The organism is Leucobacter rhizosphaerae (assembly GCF_022919175.1).
In the GTDB taxonomy this organism is placed as follows: Bacteria; Actinomycetota; Actinomycetes; order Actinomycetales; family Microbacteriaceae; genus Leucobacter; species Leucobacter rhizosphaerae.
Window position 1 is genome coordinate 597,830 of record NZ_CP095043.1, and the last position, 16,318, is coordinate 614,147.

Genomic DNA, 16,318 nt, shown 5'->3' on the forward strand with positions numbered 1-16,318 from the left:
AGGTGGCGCATGACGAAGCCCAAGGGACGCGGCCGGATCGCGCGCGCGATCGCGATCGGGGGCGGGCTCGCCGCCCTCGGCGCGGTCGGAGCCCTGGGCGCGGGCGCCACACTCGCCCGGCGCGCCGTCGAGCCGGACCGGCTGGTGGACACGCCCGTCGAGGTGCGCGGCCTGGTCCAGGAGGGGGATCGTACGCTGATCGTGCTCCGCGGTGAGCAGGCCGATCTTCCCGGGCAGTACTCCTTCGTCTTCGACGGACCGGACGGCCACGCGCGGCTCGGACCGGTGCTGGACGAGCGCTCCGACGACGTCATCCGGGAGGTGCTCTCGGTCGAGCGTGGAGACCTGCGCGTGGGGGCGCGGGGCAGGATCACCGGCTGGTGGTTCACGGAGCCCGAGCAACTGGGGCTCCGGGTCGAGCGGATCAGCTATCCGACCGAGCTCGGACCGGCGGAGGCCTGGATCATCCACCCCCGGCGCGCGCGGAAGCGCCGCTGGGCCGTCCACGTCCACGGCCGCGGTGCGCCCCCCGAGGAGACGCTGCGCGGCATCGCGCCGCTCGCCCGCGCGGGCATCACGAGCCTCGTGATCAGCTACCGCAACGACCCCGGAGCGCCGATCGGTGCGCATCGTCGATACGGGATCGGGATCGCCGAGAGCCGCGACGTGGACGCGGCGATCGCGGAGGCACTGCACCGCGGGGCCGAGCGGGTCACCCTCTTCGGCTGGTCGATGGGCGGCACCGCGAGCCTGATCGCAGCGACCGGGGGCGCGCACACGCGTGTGATCGACGGCCTGATCCTCGACTCGCCCGCGGTCGACTGGGCGGCACTGCTCAGATACCACGCGTCGCTCTTCCACGCGCCGCGATCCGTCGCGAACATCGGTATCCGACTGCTCGACACCGGGCTGATCCGCGGCGGCGAGCCCGACGGCATCGACTTCACGCGTCTGACCCCCGATGCGTTCGCCGAGCGCCTCCAGATCCCGGTCCTGATCCACGCGAGCACCGGAGACACCTTCGTTCCCTGCGCGGGTTCCGAGCGGCTCGCGGAGCTGCGCCCGGACGTCGTCCAGCTCCGGCTCCAGACCCGGGGCGAGCACGTGCGGCTCTGGAATGTCGCCCCGGAGCCGTGGGAGCGGGTGACCGAGGAGTTCGCCCGCGCGATCCCGCACCCGCCCTGGCGCGGGGCGTAACGCTCGGGGCATCGGCGATACACTAGCTGCGATGCCACACGACACTCAGCACAGCGCCGCGCGACTCGTCGACCGCAGCCCCAGCATTTCCGGCACCGAACTCGTTGCGACCCTCGTGCCGCCGCCGCAGTTCGATCACGCGACGTTCGATTCGTACCGGCCCGACCCGGAGTACCCCTCCCAGGCCGAGGCCCGCGACGTGCTCCGCGCCTTCGCCGAACCTGAGGCTCCGGTCGCGCGCGGCGGCCTGTTCGGCTTCGGCCGCAAGAAGGCTCCCGAACCGCAGACCGCCGCACCGACCAAACCCGGCGTGTACCTCGACGGCGGGTTCGGCGTGGGCAAGACGCACCTGCTCGCCGCGACCTGGCACGCGACGGCCGGGCGGAAGTACTTCGGCACGTTCATCGAGTACACGGCGCTCGTGGGTGCGCTCGGCTACAACGGTGCGGTCGGCGTGCTGCAGGGCGCCCGCCTGATCTGCATCGATGAGTTCGAGCTCGACGACCCGGGCGACACCATGCTCATGACCCGGCTCATCAAGGACCTCACGTCCACCGGCTCGCGCATCGTCGCGACGTCGAACACCCCGCCCAACGCCCTGGGCGAGGGGCGCTTCGCGGCCGCCGACTTCATGCGTGAGATCCAGGCGATGTCGGATCGCTTCACGACCATCCGGATCGACGGGGTCGACTACCGCCAGCGCGACCTCGAAGGCGACGCTGTCGCGCTGAGCGACGAGGCGTATCGTTTCACCCTCGCCGACGTCGTGTCATCGGGGGAGCGGATGACCGACGACGACTTCAGCGCGCTCGTCGCGCACCTCGCCACCGTGCACCCGTCCAGCTACGTCGGCATGCTCGACGGTGTGCAGGTGATCGGTCTGCGCGACGTGCACGAGCTCACCGACCAGTCCGCGGCGCTGCGATTCGTCGCCTTCATCGACCGCGTCTACGACGCGCAGATCCCTATCCGCGCGACGGGCACGCCACTCACCACCATCTTCGGCGGAGGCATGATCGACGGCGGCTACCGCAAGAAGTACCTGCGCTGCATGTCCCGACTCAACGCGCTGACCTCCAGCGGGCCGGCGCTGTGAGTCCCCGCGGCAACGGAGTCCTGGACTTCCTGCAGTCCTTCGTCACCGCATTCTCACGCAGCCGCCGCGCGGCTTCCAGTCGACCTCCCGCACCGCAGCCGGCCACGCGCGCGTCCGGGGACGCCGACGAGCCCAGTCCGGGGCAGTCCGGCGACGGCGCGACCCGGGACCTCTCGGCAGACGAGATCCGGCACCTCCGGCCGAGCTACCAGCCGGCGCCCGACGGTGATCCCGATCCCGGAGAGGTCGTCTGGACCTGGGTGCCCTACGAGGAGCACGACGGCCGCGGCAAGGATCGGCCCGTGCTCATCATCGCCCGCATCGACGCGCACACGACGGCCGGCTGCGCCCTCAGCACGAAGCAGCACCGCGACTTCGTGAGCGTCGGCACGGGCGGGTGGGACTCGCAGGGTCGCACGAGCTATCTCGCGCCGGATCGGATCCTGCGCATCGCGGACGCCGGCATGCGGCGCGAGGGTCATGTGCTCCCGAAGGATCGGTTCACACGCGCGATCGACGCGGTCGCGCAGGTGCACCGGCTGCAGTGGTAGCCGGCCCCGTCACCGCCGGGTGAAGGTGAGGTGCGTCACGCCGCTCGGTGTGGTCACCGAATCGACGTCGTAGCCCGCTTCGAGTCCCTCGAGACCGTCCCAGAGCCGGACCCCGCGGCCGAGCAGGATCGGCACCTGCACCACGTGGAGGTGATCCACGAGCCCGGCGGCCAAGAACTCCCGGACCATGGTCGGTCCGCCGCCGATCCGGACGTCGAGACCCCCCGCTGCCGCGAATGCTGCGTCGAGGGCCTCCGCCGGAGTGGCCGAGAGGAAGTGGAACGTGGTGCCGCCGGACATCTCGAGCGGCGGCTTCGGGGTGTGCGTGAGCACAAAGGTCGGGGTGCGGAACGGCGGCTCCTCACCCCACCAGCCGCGCCACTCGGGATCCTGCTGCCATCCCGGAGGGCCGAACTTGTTCGCCCCCATGATCTCCGCGCCGATGCCCTCGAAGCTCTGCGCGGCGAAACGGTCGTCGGGATCTGACGCCGCCGACACCTCCTGACGCTCTCGATCGCCGCTCAGCCCCTGGAACGTCGCGGTCGGGAAGAACCACTCCATGAGGCGCATCCCCGCGTGCCCGAAGGGGGTGTCGAGCGACTGGCCCTCCCCGGTCGCGAAGCCGTCGAGCGACACGGCGATGTTGTGCACTCGGGCGAGTGGCATGGGGGCTCCTTCGGGACGCGGGTGGTGGGTAGGCGGGGCGTCAGCGGACCGTGCAGAACGGGTGGCCGACGGGATCGAGGTAGACGCGGAACCCCTCGTGGGTCTCGAGCGCCCTGGCACCCAGTGCGAGGAGCTGCTCGTGCGCCGCGTCGAAGTCGTCGACCGCGATGTCGAGGTGCAGCTGCTGATCGCCGTCATCGCTCGGCCAGGCCGGCGCGACGTAACCGGTGGAGTGCTGGAAGCTCACGCGACCGCCGTTTTCCGGGAGCACCAGATCGATCCACTCGTCGTCGGGTTCGATGCGACCACCGAGGATGGCGCGGTAGAACTCCGCCAGTTCGGGCGGGTCGGGGCAATCCAGCACCACGGCGTGCAGGCGACCGATCATGGCGGAGCTCCTCTGCTCGGGATCCGGGGCCACGTGGGCGCGAGTGCTGCAGCGAGCGACGCGGCCGGTGATCCCATCGTGCCACCCTCGGGGCGCTCCCGCCACCGGTGTCAGTCGTCGAGGTGGGCGTACCTGGCTCGGAAGCCGCAGAAGACGCCGTAGGTGAGGAACCCGAAGCCGATGATCGCGACCAGGAGATTGCCGAACGGGAGCGCTCGGATCGACTCGATCGCGGCATCGAGCCCGCCCGCCTGCTCGGGATCCCGCTGCACGGCCGCAACGACGATCAGGGTCCCGACGACCACAAGCGCGACGCCCTTCGCGATGAACCCGACCACCCCGAGCGCCGAAATGGCATGCCCCGCCGCCCCCGGGGGCAGATCGATTTGCTTGCGGTAGCTGCGACGGCAGCCCATCACCACCCAGACCACCCCGCCGATCCCGATCCCGATACCGACGACCCCCAGCACCACCCACCCACCGGGCATCTCGAGCAGCTCCCGGCTCGCGTCCTGCACCGTCTGATCCGGATCGGGTCGCGCGCCGAGCGCCACGACGGCCGCGACGCCCGCCATCACGAGGAAGACGAGCGCCTGCCCCCACTCGGCGGTGCGCCGCGCCCAGCGCTTGCGTCGGTCGGAGATCCGGAGCGCGAGGCCGTGCACGGCGTGGAAGGCGCCGAGCGCCGCGAGCAGCGCCGCGATCGCCCAGAGTGCGACGAAGCCGAGCGGCGCCGACCCGATCGCGACGAGCGCGCCCGCTTGATCCGACTCGCCGCGCCCCCGCCACGCGATGATCAGCGCGAGCACCCCGATGAGCACGTGCAGCACGCCGTTCGCCACGTACCCGCCGCGGGCGAGTCGGCGCAGCGGCGTGGCGTCGTCGGCGCTGCGCGCGGCGGACTTAACGGGATTCGTCACGCGCTAGTTGACGGGCGACTCGGACATGAAGACCCCGAGGAAGGCCAAGGCGAAGATGAAGATGGCGATCCCGAGCAGCGCGCAGAGCGCTCCGATGACGAGGCCGGTGATCGCCGGTCCCTTGGGCTGCCGCTTCCGCAGCGCCACGATCCCGAGCACGACGGCGATGACGCCGACCACGACCCCGGTCCACATGGCGGCCGCTCCGAGCTCCGACGCGAAGAACAGCACCACCGCGGCGAGGCTCACGAGTCCGGCGATCAGCGCCGAGAGGGCGATGCCCCGGCCTGCGGCGGGGGTACCTGCGGAGGTGTCGGTCACGGGCGGTCTCGTTTCTCGAGGCTGAACGGGTTGCCCTCATGCTATCCGGACGGTACTCGAATTCGTGGTTGACTGGAGGCATGGCGAGAACCGTGGTCTTCAGTGTCGGTGTCCATGAACCCCACGAGGTCGCGTTGCGCATCGCCGGCATCCGCAACCGCGTCACGATCACCGTCGACGGTGTGCTCGCGATCGACAGCGGCGGCAACCTCGGGATCGTGATGCCCAACGTGTTCGACCTGGAGATCGGGTGGCTGGAGAAGCACATGGTCTCCGTGCGACTCATCGCGCAGCAGGTCATCGACGGGGGAGCGAAGTACATCGACGTGTTCATCGACGGGAGATTCGCCTTCCGGCACGACTGGTGATCGCCAGCGTCGCGTCGACGCCGCCGGCGGCGTATCCCGAAACGCAAAAAGACCCGGCCGAAGCCGGGTCTTCATCGTGCGCGATACTGGGATCGAACCAGTGACCTCTTCCGTGTCAGGGAAGCGCGCTACCGCTGCGCCAATCGCGCCTGTACAGGCTATTCAGTTGTTCAGCGAGGTGGCGACGGGATTCGAACCCGTGTATACGGCTTTGCAGGCCGCTGCCTCGCCTCTCGGCCACGCCACCGGAGTGGTTGATACCACGAGTGGCCCGGCACGCCGTCCCACTAGAGCGGATGACGAGATTCGAACTCGCGACCCTAACCTTGGCAAGGTTATGCGCTACCACTGCGCCACATCCGCTTGTGCACGTTTCCGTGTACTCGAATGACTATAGGGGAGGGTGACCCGGGGGCGCAAATCGGAGCGGGACGCTCGGGCGCGCCGGGCCGCAGCGAGCGGAATCTCCTCGCGGTTTCGCCGAAATTCATTCCGAGCGAGGGTGCGCGCGGATACTGTGGATCTATGGCTTCGAAGCTGCGCACGAGGGCCACACGCTCTCTGGGCTGTCTCGTCATCCTCCTCCTGCTGGCTGCCGGTGCCGTGGCGTTCATGCATCGTCAAGCCATCCAGGATCACTTCCGGGCGTGGGGGTTCGATCCCTCGCCGCGGACCGTGGAGGTCATGGACGAGCTCCAGCTCACCAGCACCGGCGAGCGGATCTTCCTCGCCTCGCGACCGACGGTCGACGGGAGCCAGCTCTTCAACGAACAGTGCGCGGACGTGGACCACTCGGAGGAGGGCCACGTGCTGGGCTGCTTCTCGGGCGACCGGATCCACCTGTTCGACGTGCCCGACGAGCGTGTGCAGGGGATCGTCGAGGTCACCGCGGCGCACGAGGTGCTGCACGCCGCCTATGCGCGCATGAGCGAGAGCGATCGGGCGTCGCTCGCCGAGCGACTGCGGAACACGTTCGATGTGCTGAGCCTCGAGCACCCGGAGCTCGCGGAGCGCATGGCCGTCTACGAGCACCTCTCCGACGCCGCGTTCGCGAACGAGCTGCACTCCGTCCTGGGCACCGAGGTGCACGACCTGCCCGACTGGCTGGAGCAGCACTATGCGCAGTGGTTCACCGATCGCGCCGCGCTCGTCGGGCACTTCGACGCCTACCACTCGGTCTTCATCGAGCTCCGCGACCAAGCCGATGCGCTCGAGGCGGAGATGAGCGCGCTCCGAAGCGACGTCGAGCAGCGCAATCTCGCCTACGACCAGGCGGTCGAGCAGTTCAACGCCGATGCGGCCGACTTCCGCGCGCGCAACGAGCGCTTCGAGTTCTCCGAGCAGCCCGACGAGTTCGCGCGCATCCGCGACGAGCTCGAGGTGCGGCGCACCGACCTGCAGGCCACCCTCGAGGCGCTGCAGGCCGACATCGATCGCTACAACGGGCTGCGGGATCAGCTCACCGAACTGAGCCAGCTCAGCTCGGAGCTCGAGCAGCAGCTCAACAGCGATCTCGCGCCGGTCACGACACGCCCGGACGAGTCGGCGTGATCGCCCCTGAGCGCGGGGCGGGCGGGCCCGATTTCTTTCCCGACCCTCGTTCCGTGTAGGATCAATCCGGTTGGTGGGAAGCCCGAGGCTCCCCGCACACGGGCGATTGGCGCAGTTGGTAGCGCGCTTCCTTCACACGGAAGAGGTCATCAGTTCGAGTCTGGTATCGCCCACTCTCTCCGAAACAAGCACGATCGAGGGCGGTGGACCGCGAGTGTTCCCCACCTTCGAGGTCGTCTGGACGATCCTGTTCGTCGTCCACTTCGGCCTGGCCCTGCTCGCGATCCTCTCGCTGAGCAAACTCGCCCCCGGCCTCAGCGCCGCGACCTGCGCCCGGTGGGCGCTCTTCTGCATACTGGTGCCGGTGGTCGGGAGCATCTGCTGGTTCCGCATCGGACGGCCGAAGCTCGCCGCACGGACCACGGACGACGAGACCCAGTAGGATTGGGACGTCGAAACCCCGGGACGAGGGCGATGCCGAGATTCCTCGGAGCCCCGCGTCCCTCCGCCGTGAAGGAGTGTGCCCTGTGGCAGACGGATTCTCCCTGTTTACCGATCGATCCATCGTCGCCATGCGCGTCAACGGAGAACTGCGGGACCTCGCCGCAGAGGTGACGGAGACCGACACGGTCGAACCGGTGAGCGTCGAGTCGCCCGACGGCCTGAACATCCTCCGCCACTCCGCGGCCCACGTATTGGCCCAGGCGGTGCAGCAGATCAACCCCGAGACCACACTCGGCATCGGCCCGCCCATCACCGACGGGTTCTACTACGATTTCGACCCCGCGGAGCCGTTCACGCCCGAGGACCTGAAGGCGATCTCCGCGCAGATGCAGAAGATCGTGAAGCAGGGCCAGCGCTTCGTGCGCCGCGTGGTGACGGAGGACGAGGCGCGGGCGGAGCTCGCGAACGAGCCCTACAAGCTCGAGCTCATCGGTCTCAAGGGCGGCAACACCGGCGACGACAACGAGAACGTCGAGGTCGGCGGCGCCGAACTCACCATCTACGACAACGTCGATCCCAAGACCGGCGAGGTGTGCTGGAAGGATCTCTGCCGCGGCCCCCACGTGCCGAACACGCGCGTGCTGGGGAACGGCTGGGCGCTCATGCGGAGCGCCGGCGCGTACTGGCGCGGCAGTGAGGCGAACCCGATGCTGCAGCGCATCTACGGCACGGCCTGGCCCACGAAAGACGAGCTGCGCGCGTACCAGACCCGCCTCGAAGAGGCCGCGAAGCGCGATCACCGGAAGCTCGGCGTCGAGCTGGATCTCTTCAGCTTCCCCGACGAGATCGGGTCGGGACTCGCCGTGTTCCACCCGAAGGGCGGGATCATCCGGCACGAGATCGAGTCCTACATGCGGGACGAACTCCTCCGGAACGGCTACGAGGTGGTGAACAGCCCGCACATCACGAAGGGGTCGCTCTTCGAGACGAGCCAGCACCTCAACTGGTACAAGGACGGCATGTTCCCGGCGATGCACCTCGACGAGGTCGTCGACGCCGAGGGCAACGTGACGAAGCAGGGCCAGGACTACTACCTGAAGCCGATGAACTGCCCGTTCCACAACCTCATCTTCCGGGCGCGCGCACGGAGCTACCGCGAGCTGCCGCTGCGTCTCGCCGAGTTCGGCACGGTGTACCGCTACGAGAAGAGCGGCACCCTCTCCGGACTCACCCGCGTGCGGGGGCTGACGCAGGACGATGCGCACATCTACGTCACCGACGAGCAGGTGAAGGACGAGATCAAGCGCCAGCTGGACTTCGTCTTCGCGACCCTTCGCGCCTACGGGCTCAACGACTTCTACCTGGAGCTCTCGACGCGCGACCCCGAGAAGTCCGTGGGGTCCGACGAGCAGTGGGAGGTCGCGACGGAGACGCTCCGCCAGGTCGGTGAGGAATCGGGGCTCGAACTCGTCGCCGATCCGGGTGGCGCCGCCTTCTACGGCCCCAAGATCTCGGTGCAGGCGCGCGACGCGATCGGGCGCACCTGGCAGTTGTCGACCGTGCAGCTCGACTTCAACCAGCCCGAGCTCTTCGAGCTCGAGTACACGGCCTCCGATGGCACCCGGAAGCAGCCGGTGATGATCCACCGCGCACTGCTCGGCTCCGTCGAGCGCTTCTTCGCGATCCTGCTCGAGCACTACGCGGGTGCCTTCCCGGTCTGGCTCTCCCCGGTGCAGGTGGTCGGGATCCCGGTCGCCGAGCAGTACGGCGAGTACCTCGACGGTGTCGTGGCGCAGCTCCGCTCGCGGGGGGTGCGCGCGGAGGTCGATCACAGCGACGACCGCATGCCGAAGAAGATCCGCACCCACACCAAGGCCAAGATCCCGTTCCAGCTCATCGCCGGAGAAGAGGATCGTGCCGCCGGGGCCGTCAGCTTCCGGTTCCGCGACGGCACGCAGCTCAACGGCGTGCCCGTGGACGAGGCGATCGAGCGCATCGTGCGGGCCATCGAGACGCACGAGCAGGTGTCCACCGCGTGGACGGAGTAGAGGATCTCGGGTCGACCGCTGCCGTCGGGGAGCCCGACGGCATGCAGCGCCTGTGGGTGCCGCACCGGATGGTCTACGTCGCCGATCAGCATCAGCCCGATCACCACGACTGCCCGTTCTGCGAGGCGCCGGCCCGCAGCGACGCCGACGCGCTCATCGTCGCGCGCGGGGAGACCGCGTACGTGCTGCTGAACCTCTTCCCCTACAACAGCGGGCATCTGCTGGTGTGCCCCTACCGGCACGTCTCGATGTACGACGAGGCCACACCGGAGGAGGTCGCGGAGATCGCAGCCCTCACGCAGACGGCCATGCGGGTCGCTCGCGAGGTGCTCGGCTGCCACGGTTTCAACATCGGGATGAATCAGGGGCAGATCGCCGGGGCCGGCGTCGCGGCGCACCTGCATCAGCACATCGTGCCGCGCTGGGAGTCCGACGCCAATTTCTTCCCGATCATCGCGCAGACGAAGGCGCTGCCGCAGCTCCTGGGCGACGTTCGCGAGTCGCTCGCGGCCGCGTGGCCGCATCCGTAGCGGTCCGAACCCGTCCCGGGTCGCCTCCGGCCTGAGCTTCAGGCCCACCGACCGACCCGACCCCTAGACTCGACGTAGCCATCCATACACTGCAGAAAGAGGAGCTCCCGTGTCCGGACACTCCAAATGGGCGACGACCAAGCACAAGAAGGCGATCATCGACAGCCGCCGTGCGAAGGCGTTCGCCAAGTACATCAAGAACATCGAGGTCGCGGCGCGCATCGGCGGCGCCGACCTCGCCGGGAACCCGACGCTCGCCGACGCGGTGCACAAGGCCAAGAAGAACTCGGTCCCCGGCGACAATATCGACCGCGCGATCAAGCGCGGCGCGGGGCTCGACGGGGACGCGGTCGAGTACATCACCATCATGTACGAGGCCTACGGTCCGAACGGCGTGGCCCTCATGATCGAGTGCCTCACCGACAACAAGAACCGCGCGGCCGCTGAGGTGCGCACCGCGCTCAGCCGCAACGGCGGCACCCTGGCCGACCCGGGCAGCGTCGCCTACAACTTCGCGCGCAAGGGCGTCATCACCGTGCCCGCCGAGGGCACGACCGAGGACGACGTGCTCACGGCGGTGCTGGAGGCCGGCGTGGAGGAAGTGAACCCGACCCCGAACGGCGAGGCCTTCGAGGTCATCACCGACGCGTCGGATCTCGTCGCCGCGCGCACCGCGCTCGTCGAGGCCGGCATCGACTACGACTCCGCGGACGCCGAGTTCGTGCCGAGCCTCAAGGTCGAGGTCGACGCCCCCACCGCGCGCAAGGTGTTCGGAATCATCGACGCACTCGAGGACAGCGACGACGTGCAGAACGTGTTCTCGAACTTCGACCTGACCGCGGAGGTCCAGGCGGAGCTCGCCGAAGACGACTAGTCCCATGCGGATCCTCGGGATCGACCCCGGGCTCACGCGTCTCGGCATCGGGATCGTGACGGCCGGTGCCGGGCGGCGCGTCACCTTCGAGCACGTCGAGGTGATGCGGAGCCCGGCGGACGCGAGCACTCCCGCGCGCCTGCACCTGCTCGGGTCTGGGATCCAGCGACTGCTCGACGGCGAGGCGCCCGATGCGATCGCCCTCGAGCGCGTGTTCGCGCAGCAGAACCTGCCGAGCGTCATGGGCGTCGCGCAGATCAGCGGGGTCGTGATGTTCCTCGCGGAACAGCGCGGGATCCCCGTGGCGCTCTACACGCCGAACGAGGTGAAGGCGCAGGTCACCGGCTACGGTGCAGCGGACAAGGCGCAGGTCACGACGATGGTGACCCGGTTGCTCCGGCTCGGTGCGCCGCCGAAGCCGGCCGACGCGGCCGACGCCCTGGCGCTCGCGATCACCCACGCGTGGCACCTGGGGCGCGGCGGATCGGCGGATCGCATCGGCCGCGGCCCGGCACCGGCGGGGGAGACCCCGGCGCAGCGGGCCTGGCGCGAGGCCGAGCAGAAGTCCGGAGCGCGGCGCGGACCCAGGTCCTAGGATCCGTACGGCCCGAACCCCACGCAGGGAAGTACTCGCCGTTCCGGGATCGTTCGACGGCAAACCGTACGTATCACGACGAGCGAAACTACGGCGTGCACCGTGCACCACTACCGAGGACACGACGAGCGGTGCGACACTTTCCGCTGAGCGAACGACTCCGTTCGCGCGCTCGATTCGGGGTGTCAACGCCCTTCCGGTCCGAGCACCGGGGGGACTGCCGGTGTCAGCGGTTCGCTGGCGTGCCCATGCGGCCCCGAGTGCTCCTCCGCCTCGCACCCTCTCAAGGAGTCCGCTATGTCACGTCTCAGCTCGGTATGGACCGCGTGTGCCGCCCTCCTCGGCGCACTGGCCCTGATCCTCGTCGCGTCGGTTCCGGCCGGCGCGCTCGACACGGGCCCCCGGGGTGGGAATACCGGCGTGCTGAGCACGAGTCTGGTCGCGAAGAACGCGACGGTGTTCGCGGGTGACGCCCTCGTCTACGAGGCGAACGTGAGCTGCTCCGCTCCGGACCAGTGCCTCGAGGTGAGTCTGCGCTTCTCACCCCCGCCCGGAGCGACGCCCGGCGCTCTCGGCACTGTGAACACACTCGGCGGATCGGGCGCGGTCACACAGCACGCCGACGGCTCCGTCAGCGTGCACTTCAGCTCGGTGCCGGCCGGGGTCACCACCCAGCTCGTCATCTCCTGGCCCACCGAGAACTACACGACGGATCCGGGCCCGCAGCCCATCACGATGACGGTCGCGCAGCCCGGCGCGCCGGACGAGACCCGCGACGCGAGTATCGCGCTCGTGGCGTCGAGCGAGCTCACCCTGGCGAAGACGGGCCCCGCCGATACGCGGCCGAACGAGGAGTACACGTACCTGCTGACGTACGGCCTCACCTCGCCGGACGCGGCCGGGAATCACGGATCGCTGGGATACACCGAAGGGACACTCGTCGATCCCCTTCCTCCCGAGGCGGAGTTCGTCCGGGCCAGTCACGGCGGCACCTATGACGGGGGAGCGCACTCGGTCAGCTGGGATCTCGCGACCATCAGCGTGAGCACCACGGTCACGGTCACCGTGCGCTTTCCCACCGTGCACGACGCGCCGGTCACGAACACCGCCACGTTGAGCGGTCGGCAGCACGGAACGACGACCACGACGTCGGTGTCGTCGTCGTCGCCCGTCGTCGTCGCCGACGTCGCACCGTTCACCAACACCTCGGTGCGAAAGCTCGGCACCCCGCTCATCACCGACCATGAGCAAACCTTCCGGTTCGAGGCCACCAACTATGGCAACACGACCATGGATCTCACGATCTCGGACCCCATTCCTGCGGGCCTGAATGTGACCTCGGTGAATCGCGGCTACTACGAAGCCGCCGTCGGTGCCGGGAGTACCGTGGAGTTCTTCTACGCGGACGGCAGCTCGAGCGGCCCGCTTGATTTCGTCACCGCAGCGGTCGACGTCCCTCCCGGACACGCTCGAGTCGTTCGGATCGACTTCAGCATCCTCGATGTCCCGGTCGGCGCCACAGTCAGCCCCCAACTCGTCTCCACTGGCGATTGGGCCGCACTCGGCGACGCATCCACGATCACCAACTGCGGCTTGGTCGTGTCCAACGGCGTGGATTCCACCGAAGCCTGCGGCACCATCCAGGTGTCACCGGTCGAGACCCCCGAACCGACGATTTCGAAGAGCGCAACGCAGGCGCCGGTCGCGCCCGGCGGGACGATCACCTGGACACTGTCACTCGGGAACACGAGCACCGCCACGCCGTGGTTGCCGCTCCTCATCGATGACATCCCGAATCAGCTGACCTACGTCGACGGCTCCTTCACATCGTCGCCTGCGAACGACGATGAGTGCCCGGTCGCCGAAGATTTCGAGGAGGAGCGGCTCGACGGTTTCGACGCCGCGCGTGCCACACCCTTCGCCTCGGGCGCGCGCGACACGAGCGTTCGGTGGACCTACCGGGGGAGCACCGGGGTGCCCACGGCCTCGACGTCCCGCACCTGCGATTACCACTACGACACCACCGTGAACCCGGGTGCCCCCTCGGGCTCGTACACGGGCGATTCGTATCGGAGCGACTACCGCGGAAATGTCGTCACCGCCTTCGACCGTGATGTCCGGATCCCGCTCGGCGAGGCGAACTGGATCATCGACGCGGGCGACGGAGACGGAGACGGAGACGTCACCGAGCTCGCACCCCGGGCCGGAGCCTCCTTCACGCTCGATGACACCGCAGCTGCCTGGATCGAGAAGCACGTGTCCGGCGATCTCGATGCCGGCACCTGGTTCGCGTCGGCGGAACCGCGCGGACACGAGGAGAATGTCGCAACGGTGCGCACCGGGGGCACCGTCTCGTATCGGGTCACCCTGGGCAACCTGGGCAACCGCGACCTCCGGGAGCTGGTGGCGTACGACCTCCTCCCCAGCCCGGAAGCGCCGGGTGTGACCAATGGTCGCTACGGGCAGGACCCGAGCGGGGGCGCAAACGAGTGGACTCCGCTGATGACCGGCCCGATCGTGTCCGATGCACCGTCTCTCGTCGTGTCGTACTCCGAGGAGACCGATCCCTGCCGGCCCGAGATGGACAATTCGAACGCCCGTTCGGCGCCGTTCCACTGCGACGGCACCCTCGGAGACTCCTGGGTGTCCGCGGATCAGGTAGCCGACTGGTCGGCGATCCGCTCGCTGAGGTTCGACTTCGGCGATCGGGACTTCGCGGGCGGCGAGCACGAGGACATCGAATGGACGATGGCCGCTCCCGGCGCACTCGCCGACGGCGATCCCGTGCAGGGCGGGGAGCGCACCTGGAACCGCGTGGCGGTGTCGGCGGTGCAGAACGCCGACGGCTCCGACATGCTCGCCGCAGAAGCACCCTGGGTCGTCGCGCAGCTCCGCCTCGGTGATGACGAGACCACCGGTCCGGACCCGGGCACCGATGCGTCACCCGGTCCCCAGGGCGATCACGGCGTCTCGCCGGACACCGGGTCGCTCTCGGGGCCCGATCAGCACTCCACGACGCTGGAGCGCACCGGCGCACCGTCGTGGGGGACGATCCTCGCAAGCGCGCTCACCGTCATCGCTCTCGGCGCGATCCTGATGCTCTGGCGCCGGCTCCGGAGCGCACCGCGAGGACGTTCGCTGGGGTGACCGGGCTCCCTCAGCCGCGACGACCCGGCGGTGCGCTCGATGGTCCGTCCGGCGCGTTCTGGTCAGGGCCCGGCGGGCGCTCCTCACCATCGGGTGGCACCTCCCCGATCAGGGTGATCGGCAACGTGATCGTGCCCGTGTGCAGAGCCTCCTCGATCACTTCCTCGACCTGGCGCTGACGGCGCAGCCGCAGGCGACTCAGCGCGCGCTGCTCCGGCAGGCTCCACCCGAAGCGCACGGCGAGCAGGCGGAGCACGGCCGTGACAATCACGCAGGCGATCCCGGCCGCGAACACCGGCACCCCGAACGCGAGGAGCGCGATGAGCACCGACACCCCCACGAGGCTCGCGACGGCGTAGAGCGACCCCACGTGCATGAGCGCGATGGGGATGTTCAGCATGAGGTCGCGGAGCACACCGCCGCCCACGGCAGAGACGGTGCCGATGAACAGCGAGGGCACCACCGGCAGCCCCATCGACAGCGCTTTGGTGGTGCCGATGGCACCGAACAGGCCGATGCTCAGCGCGTCGAGCGCGGTGATGACCGGGTCGACCTTCTGCAGGAGTCGCGGGAGCAGCATGCCGATGAACGCGGCACCCGTGGCCACCACGAGGTACAGGTTCTCCGAGAAGGCCGCGAGCGGCACGCCCAGCAGCACGTCGCGCAGGATGCCGCCGCCGATCCCGGACGCGATGCCGATGATCGCGACCCCCAGGAGGTCGATCCGTTTGAAGCCGGCGGCGAACATCGCACCCTGCAGACTGCCCACGCCGACCGCGATGAGGTCTACGGGGAGCGGGGTCCGGAAGGTTTCGTCGAGCACCCCGCCATTGTCCCGCATCGCGCCGTCGGCCGCACGGTCGCAGCGCAACGTAGGTGGCGTGGGGGATACTGGGGACGTGCCCCTGTATCGCGACGAAGGTGTGGTCATCCGCACCCACAAGCTGGGTGAGGCCGACCGCATCGTCACCCTGCTCACCCGCGGGCGCGGCCTCGTGCGAGCCGTCGCGAAAGGGGTCCGGCGCACCTCCTCGAAGTTCGGCGCGCGCCTCGAGCCGTTCATGGTCGCAGACGTGCAGTGCTTCGAGGGGCGAAGCCTCGACACGATCACGCAGGCCGAGACGATCGGAGCCTTCGGCCCCGCGATCAGCGCCGATTACGATCGCTATCGTGCCGGCAGTGTGATCGTGGAGACCGCCGAGCGGATCGCCGAGGGCGGCCCCTCCCGCGCGCAGTACGCCCTGCTGGCCGGCGCGCTCCGCACCCTCGCCGCCGCCCGGATCCCCGCCGAGCTCGTGCGCGACGGGTATCTGCTGCGCGCCATGGGGCTCGCGGGCTGGACCCCGGGGTTCGACGCCTGCGTGCGCTGCGGCGCGGCCGGGCCCCACACGGTCGTCGCCGTGCAGCTCGGCGGAGTGGTGTGCGAGGACTGCCGCGTGCCCGGCTCGCCGCGGCTCGACCCCGGCAGCATCGCCCTCCTCGCCGCGCTGCTCGCGGGCGACTGGGATGCGGCCGTTGCGTCCTCCGACCGCGAGCGCGGCCAGGCGGCCGGGATCGCCGCGGCGCACACCCAGTGGCACCTCGAGCGCGGCCTCCGCTCGTTCACCGGTCCGCGGGCCTAA

17 protein-coding genes and 4 tRNA genes are annotated in these 16,318 nt (G+C 69.4%); 13 read left to right on the forward strand and 8 right to left on the reverse strand.

Annotated features, from left to right (window positions below; genetic code table 11):
- Positions 1 to 9: 9 nt before the first annotated feature.
- The 3 genes from MUN76_RS02700 to MUN76_RS02710 are packed head-to-tail and all read left to right on the forward strand — an operon-like array spanning position 10 to position 2,844.
- Positions 10 to 1,197 carry an alpha/beta hydrolase family protein gene (locus tag MUN76_RS02700; RefSeq protein ID WP_244686918.1) on the forward strand — a complete coding sequence of 396 codons (1,188 nt, stop codon included), beginning with the start codon at positions 10 to 12 and terminating at the stop codon, positions 1,195 to 1,197.
- A gap of 31 nt (positions 1,198 to 1,228) precedes the next feature.
- Positions 1,229 to 2,293, forward strand: a complete 1,065-nt coding sequence (zapE, locus tag MUN76_RS02705) for a cell division protein ZapE (RefSeq protein WP_244686920.1) — start codon at positions 1,229 to 1,231, stop codon at positions 2,291 to 2,293.
- Positions 2,290 to 2,844: a type II toxin-antitoxin system PemK/MazF family toxin gene (locus MUN76_RS02710; RefSeq protein WP_244686922.1), complete on the forward strand. Its 555-nt coding sequence runs from the start codon at positions 2,290 to 2,292 to the stop codon at positions 2,842 to 2,844. Before zapE ends, MUN76_RS02710 begins: the two co-directional genes overlap by 4 nt.
- A 9-nt stretch (positions 2,845 to 2,853) precedes the next feature.
- On the opposite strand, the gene MUN76_RS02715 is transcribed toward MUN76_RS02710, so the two are convergent.
- From MUN76_RS02715 to MUN76_RS02730, 4 genes are all read right to left on the reverse strand, one after another.
- Positions 2,854 to 3,510 carry a dihydrofolate reductase family protein gene (locus MUN76_RS02715; RefSeq protein WP_244686924.1) on the reverse strand — a complete coding sequence of 219 codons (657 nt, stop codon included), beginning with the start codon at positions 3,508 to 3,510 and terminating at the stop codon, positions 2,854 to 2,856.
- Positions 3,511 to 3,550: 40 nt separating this feature from the next.
- Entirely contained in the window at positions 3,551 to 3,898 is a 348-nt protein-coding gene (locus MUN76_RS02720) for a VOC family protein (RefSeq protein ID WP_244686925.1), read from the reverse strand.
- A gap of 110 nt (positions 3,899 to 4,008) precedes the next feature.
- Complete coding sequence (locus MUN76_RS02725; protein ID WP_244686927.1) at positions 4,009 to 4,818, reverse strand: DUF1206 domain-containing protein; 810 nt, start codon at positions 4,816 to 4,818, stop codon at positions 4,009 to 4,011.
- Positions 4,819 to 4,821: 3 nt separating this feature from the next.
- A complete protein-coding gene (locus MUN76_RS02730; RefSeq protein ID WP_244686929.1) occupies positions 4,822 to 5,139 on the reverse strand; it encodes a hypothetical protein in 318 nt (105 codons plus the stop codon).
- Positions 5,140 to 5,219: 80 nt separating this feature from the next.
- Here MUN76_RS02730 and MUN76_RS02735 point away from each other — a divergent pair, with 80 nt between their 5' ends.
- The gene (locus MUN76_RS02735; RefSeq protein ID WP_244686931.1) at positions 5,220 to 5,507 is read left to right on the forward strand and encodes a hypothetical protein; all 288 of its coding nucleotides are present in this window, start codon (positions 5,220 to 5,222) and stop codon (positions 5,505 to 5,507) included.
- 77 nt (positions 5,508 to 5,584) lie between these two features.
- On the opposite strand, the gene MUN76_RS02740 is transcribed toward MUN76_RS02735, so the two are convergent.
- From MUN76_RS02740 to MUN76_RS02750, 3 genes are all read right to left on the reverse strand, one after another.
- Positions 5,585 to 5,656, reverse strand: a tRNA-Val gene (locus MUN76_RS02740).
- A gap of 27 nt (positions 5,657 to 5,683) precedes the next feature.
- Positions 5,684 to 5,754 (reverse strand) — tRNA-Cys (locus tag MUN76_RS02745).
- A gap of 44 nt (positions 5,755 to 5,798) precedes the next feature.
- A tRNA-Gly gene (locus MUN76_RS02750) sits at positions 5,799 to 5,870 on the reverse strand.
- A gap of 162 nt (positions 5,871 to 6,032) precedes the next feature.
- Between MUN76_RS02750 and MUN76_RS02755 the strand changes: the two genes are divergently transcribed.
- The 8 genes from MUN76_RS02755 (at position 6,033) to MUN76_RS02790 (ending at position 14,696) form a co-directional block, all read left to right on the forward strand.
- Entirely contained in the window at positions 6,033 to 7,058 is a 1,026-nt protein-coding gene (locus tag MUN76_RS02755; RefSeq protein ID WP_244686933.1) for a hypothetical protein, read from the forward strand.
- A 100-nt stretch (positions 7,059 to 7,158) separates the two neighbouring features.
- Positions 7,159 to 7,231 (forward strand) — tRNA-Val (locus MUN76_RS02760).
- Positions 7,232 to 7,272: 41 nt separating this feature from the next.
- Complete coding sequence (locus MUN76_RS02765) at positions 7,273 to 7,500, forward strand: hypothetical protein (protein WP_244686935.1); 228 nt, start codon at positions 7,273 to 7,275, stop codon at positions 7,498 to 7,500.
- Positions 7,501 to 7,585: 85 nt separating this feature from the next.
- Positions 7,586 to 9,550, forward strand: a complete 1,965-nt coding sequence (gene thrS, locus MUN76_RS02770) for a threonine--tRNA ligase (RefSeq protein WP_244686936.1) — start codon at positions 7,586 to 7,588, stop codon at positions 9,548 to 9,550.
- Positions 9,538 to 10,080 (forward strand): HIT family protein, encoded by a 543-nt coding sequence (locus tag MUN76_RS02775; protein WP_429953066.1) that lies wholly within the window; start codon positions 9,538 to 9,540, stop codon positions 10,078 to 10,080. The genes thrS and MUN76_RS02775 overlap by 13 nt, the downstream gene beginning before the upstream one ends.
- 109 nt (positions 10,081 to 10,189) lie before the next feature.
- Positions 10,190 to 10,954, forward strand: a complete 765-nt coding sequence (locus tag MUN76_RS02780; protein WP_244686938.1) for a YebC/PmpR family DNA-binding transcriptional regulator — start codon at positions 10,190 to 10,192, stop codon at positions 10,952 to 10,954.
- A gap of 4 nt (positions 10,955 to 10,958) precedes the next feature.
- On the forward strand, positions 10,959 to 11,549 hold the full coding sequence (ruvC, locus tag MUN76_RS02785; RefSeq protein WP_244686940.1) for a crossover junction endodeoxyribonuclease RuvC: 591 nt from the start codon (positions 10,959 to 10,961) through the stop codon (positions 11,547 to 11,549).
- A 297-nt stretch (positions 11,550 to 11,846) separates the two neighbouring features.
- Positions 11,847 to 14,696, forward strand: a complete 2,850-nt coding sequence (locus MUN76_RS02790) for a hypothetical protein (RefSeq protein ID WP_244686942.1) — start codon at positions 11,847 to 11,849, stop codon at positions 14,694 to 14,696.
- A 10-nt stretch (positions 14,697 to 14,706) separates the two neighbouring features.
- On the opposite strand, the gene MUN76_RS02795 is transcribed toward MUN76_RS02790, so the two are convergent.
- Positions 14,707 to 15,519, reverse strand: a complete 813-nt coding sequence (locus tag MUN76_RS02795; RefSeq protein ID WP_244686943.1) for a trimeric intracellular cation channel family protein — start codon at positions 15,517 to 15,519, stop codon at positions 14,707 to 14,709.
- A gap of 76 nt (positions 15,520 to 15,595) precedes the next feature.
- Between MUN76_RS02795 and recO the strand changes: the two genes are divergently transcribed.
- On the forward strand, positions 15,596 to 16,318 hold the full coding sequence (gene recO / locus MUN76_RS02800; protein WP_244686945.1) for a DNA repair protein RecO: 723 nt from the start codon (positions 15,596 to 15,598) through the stop codon (positions 16,316 to 16,318).

Bases quoted from the DNA above. Each gene is read 5' to 3' on its own strand.
- MUN76_RS02735 (WP_244686931.1), top strand. From the start codon at position 5,220: ATGGCGAGAACCGTGGTCTTCAGTGTCGGTGTCCATGAACCCCACGAG.
- MUN76_RS02700 (WP_244686918.1), top strand. From the start codon at position 10: ATGACGAAGCCCAAGGGACGCGGCCGGATCGCGCGCGCGATCGCGATC.
- MUN76_RS02755 (WP_244686933.1), top strand. From the start codon at position 6,033: ATGGCTTCGAAGCTGCGCACGAGGGCCACACGCTCTCTGGGCTGTCTC.
- MUN76_RS02715 (WP_244686924.1), bottom strand. From the start codon at position 3,510: ATGCCACTCGCCCGAGTGCACAACATCGCCGTGTCGCTCGACGGCTTC.
- zapE (WP_244686920.1), top strand. From the start codon at position 1,229: ATGCCACACGACACTCAGCACAGCGCCGCGCGACTCGTCGACCGCAGC.
- MUN76_RS02790 (WP_244686942.1), top strand. From the start codon at position 11,847: ATGTCACGTCTCAGCTCGGTATGGACCGCGTGTGCCGCCCTCCTCGGC.
- MUN76_RS02720 (WP_244686925.1), bottom strand. From the start codon at position 3,898: ATGATCGGTCGCCTGCACGCCGTGGTGCTGGATTGCCCCGACCCGCCC.
- ruvC (WP_244686940.1), top strand. From the start codon at position 10,959: ATGCGGATCCTCGGGATCGACCCCGGGCTCACGCGTCTCGGCATCGGG.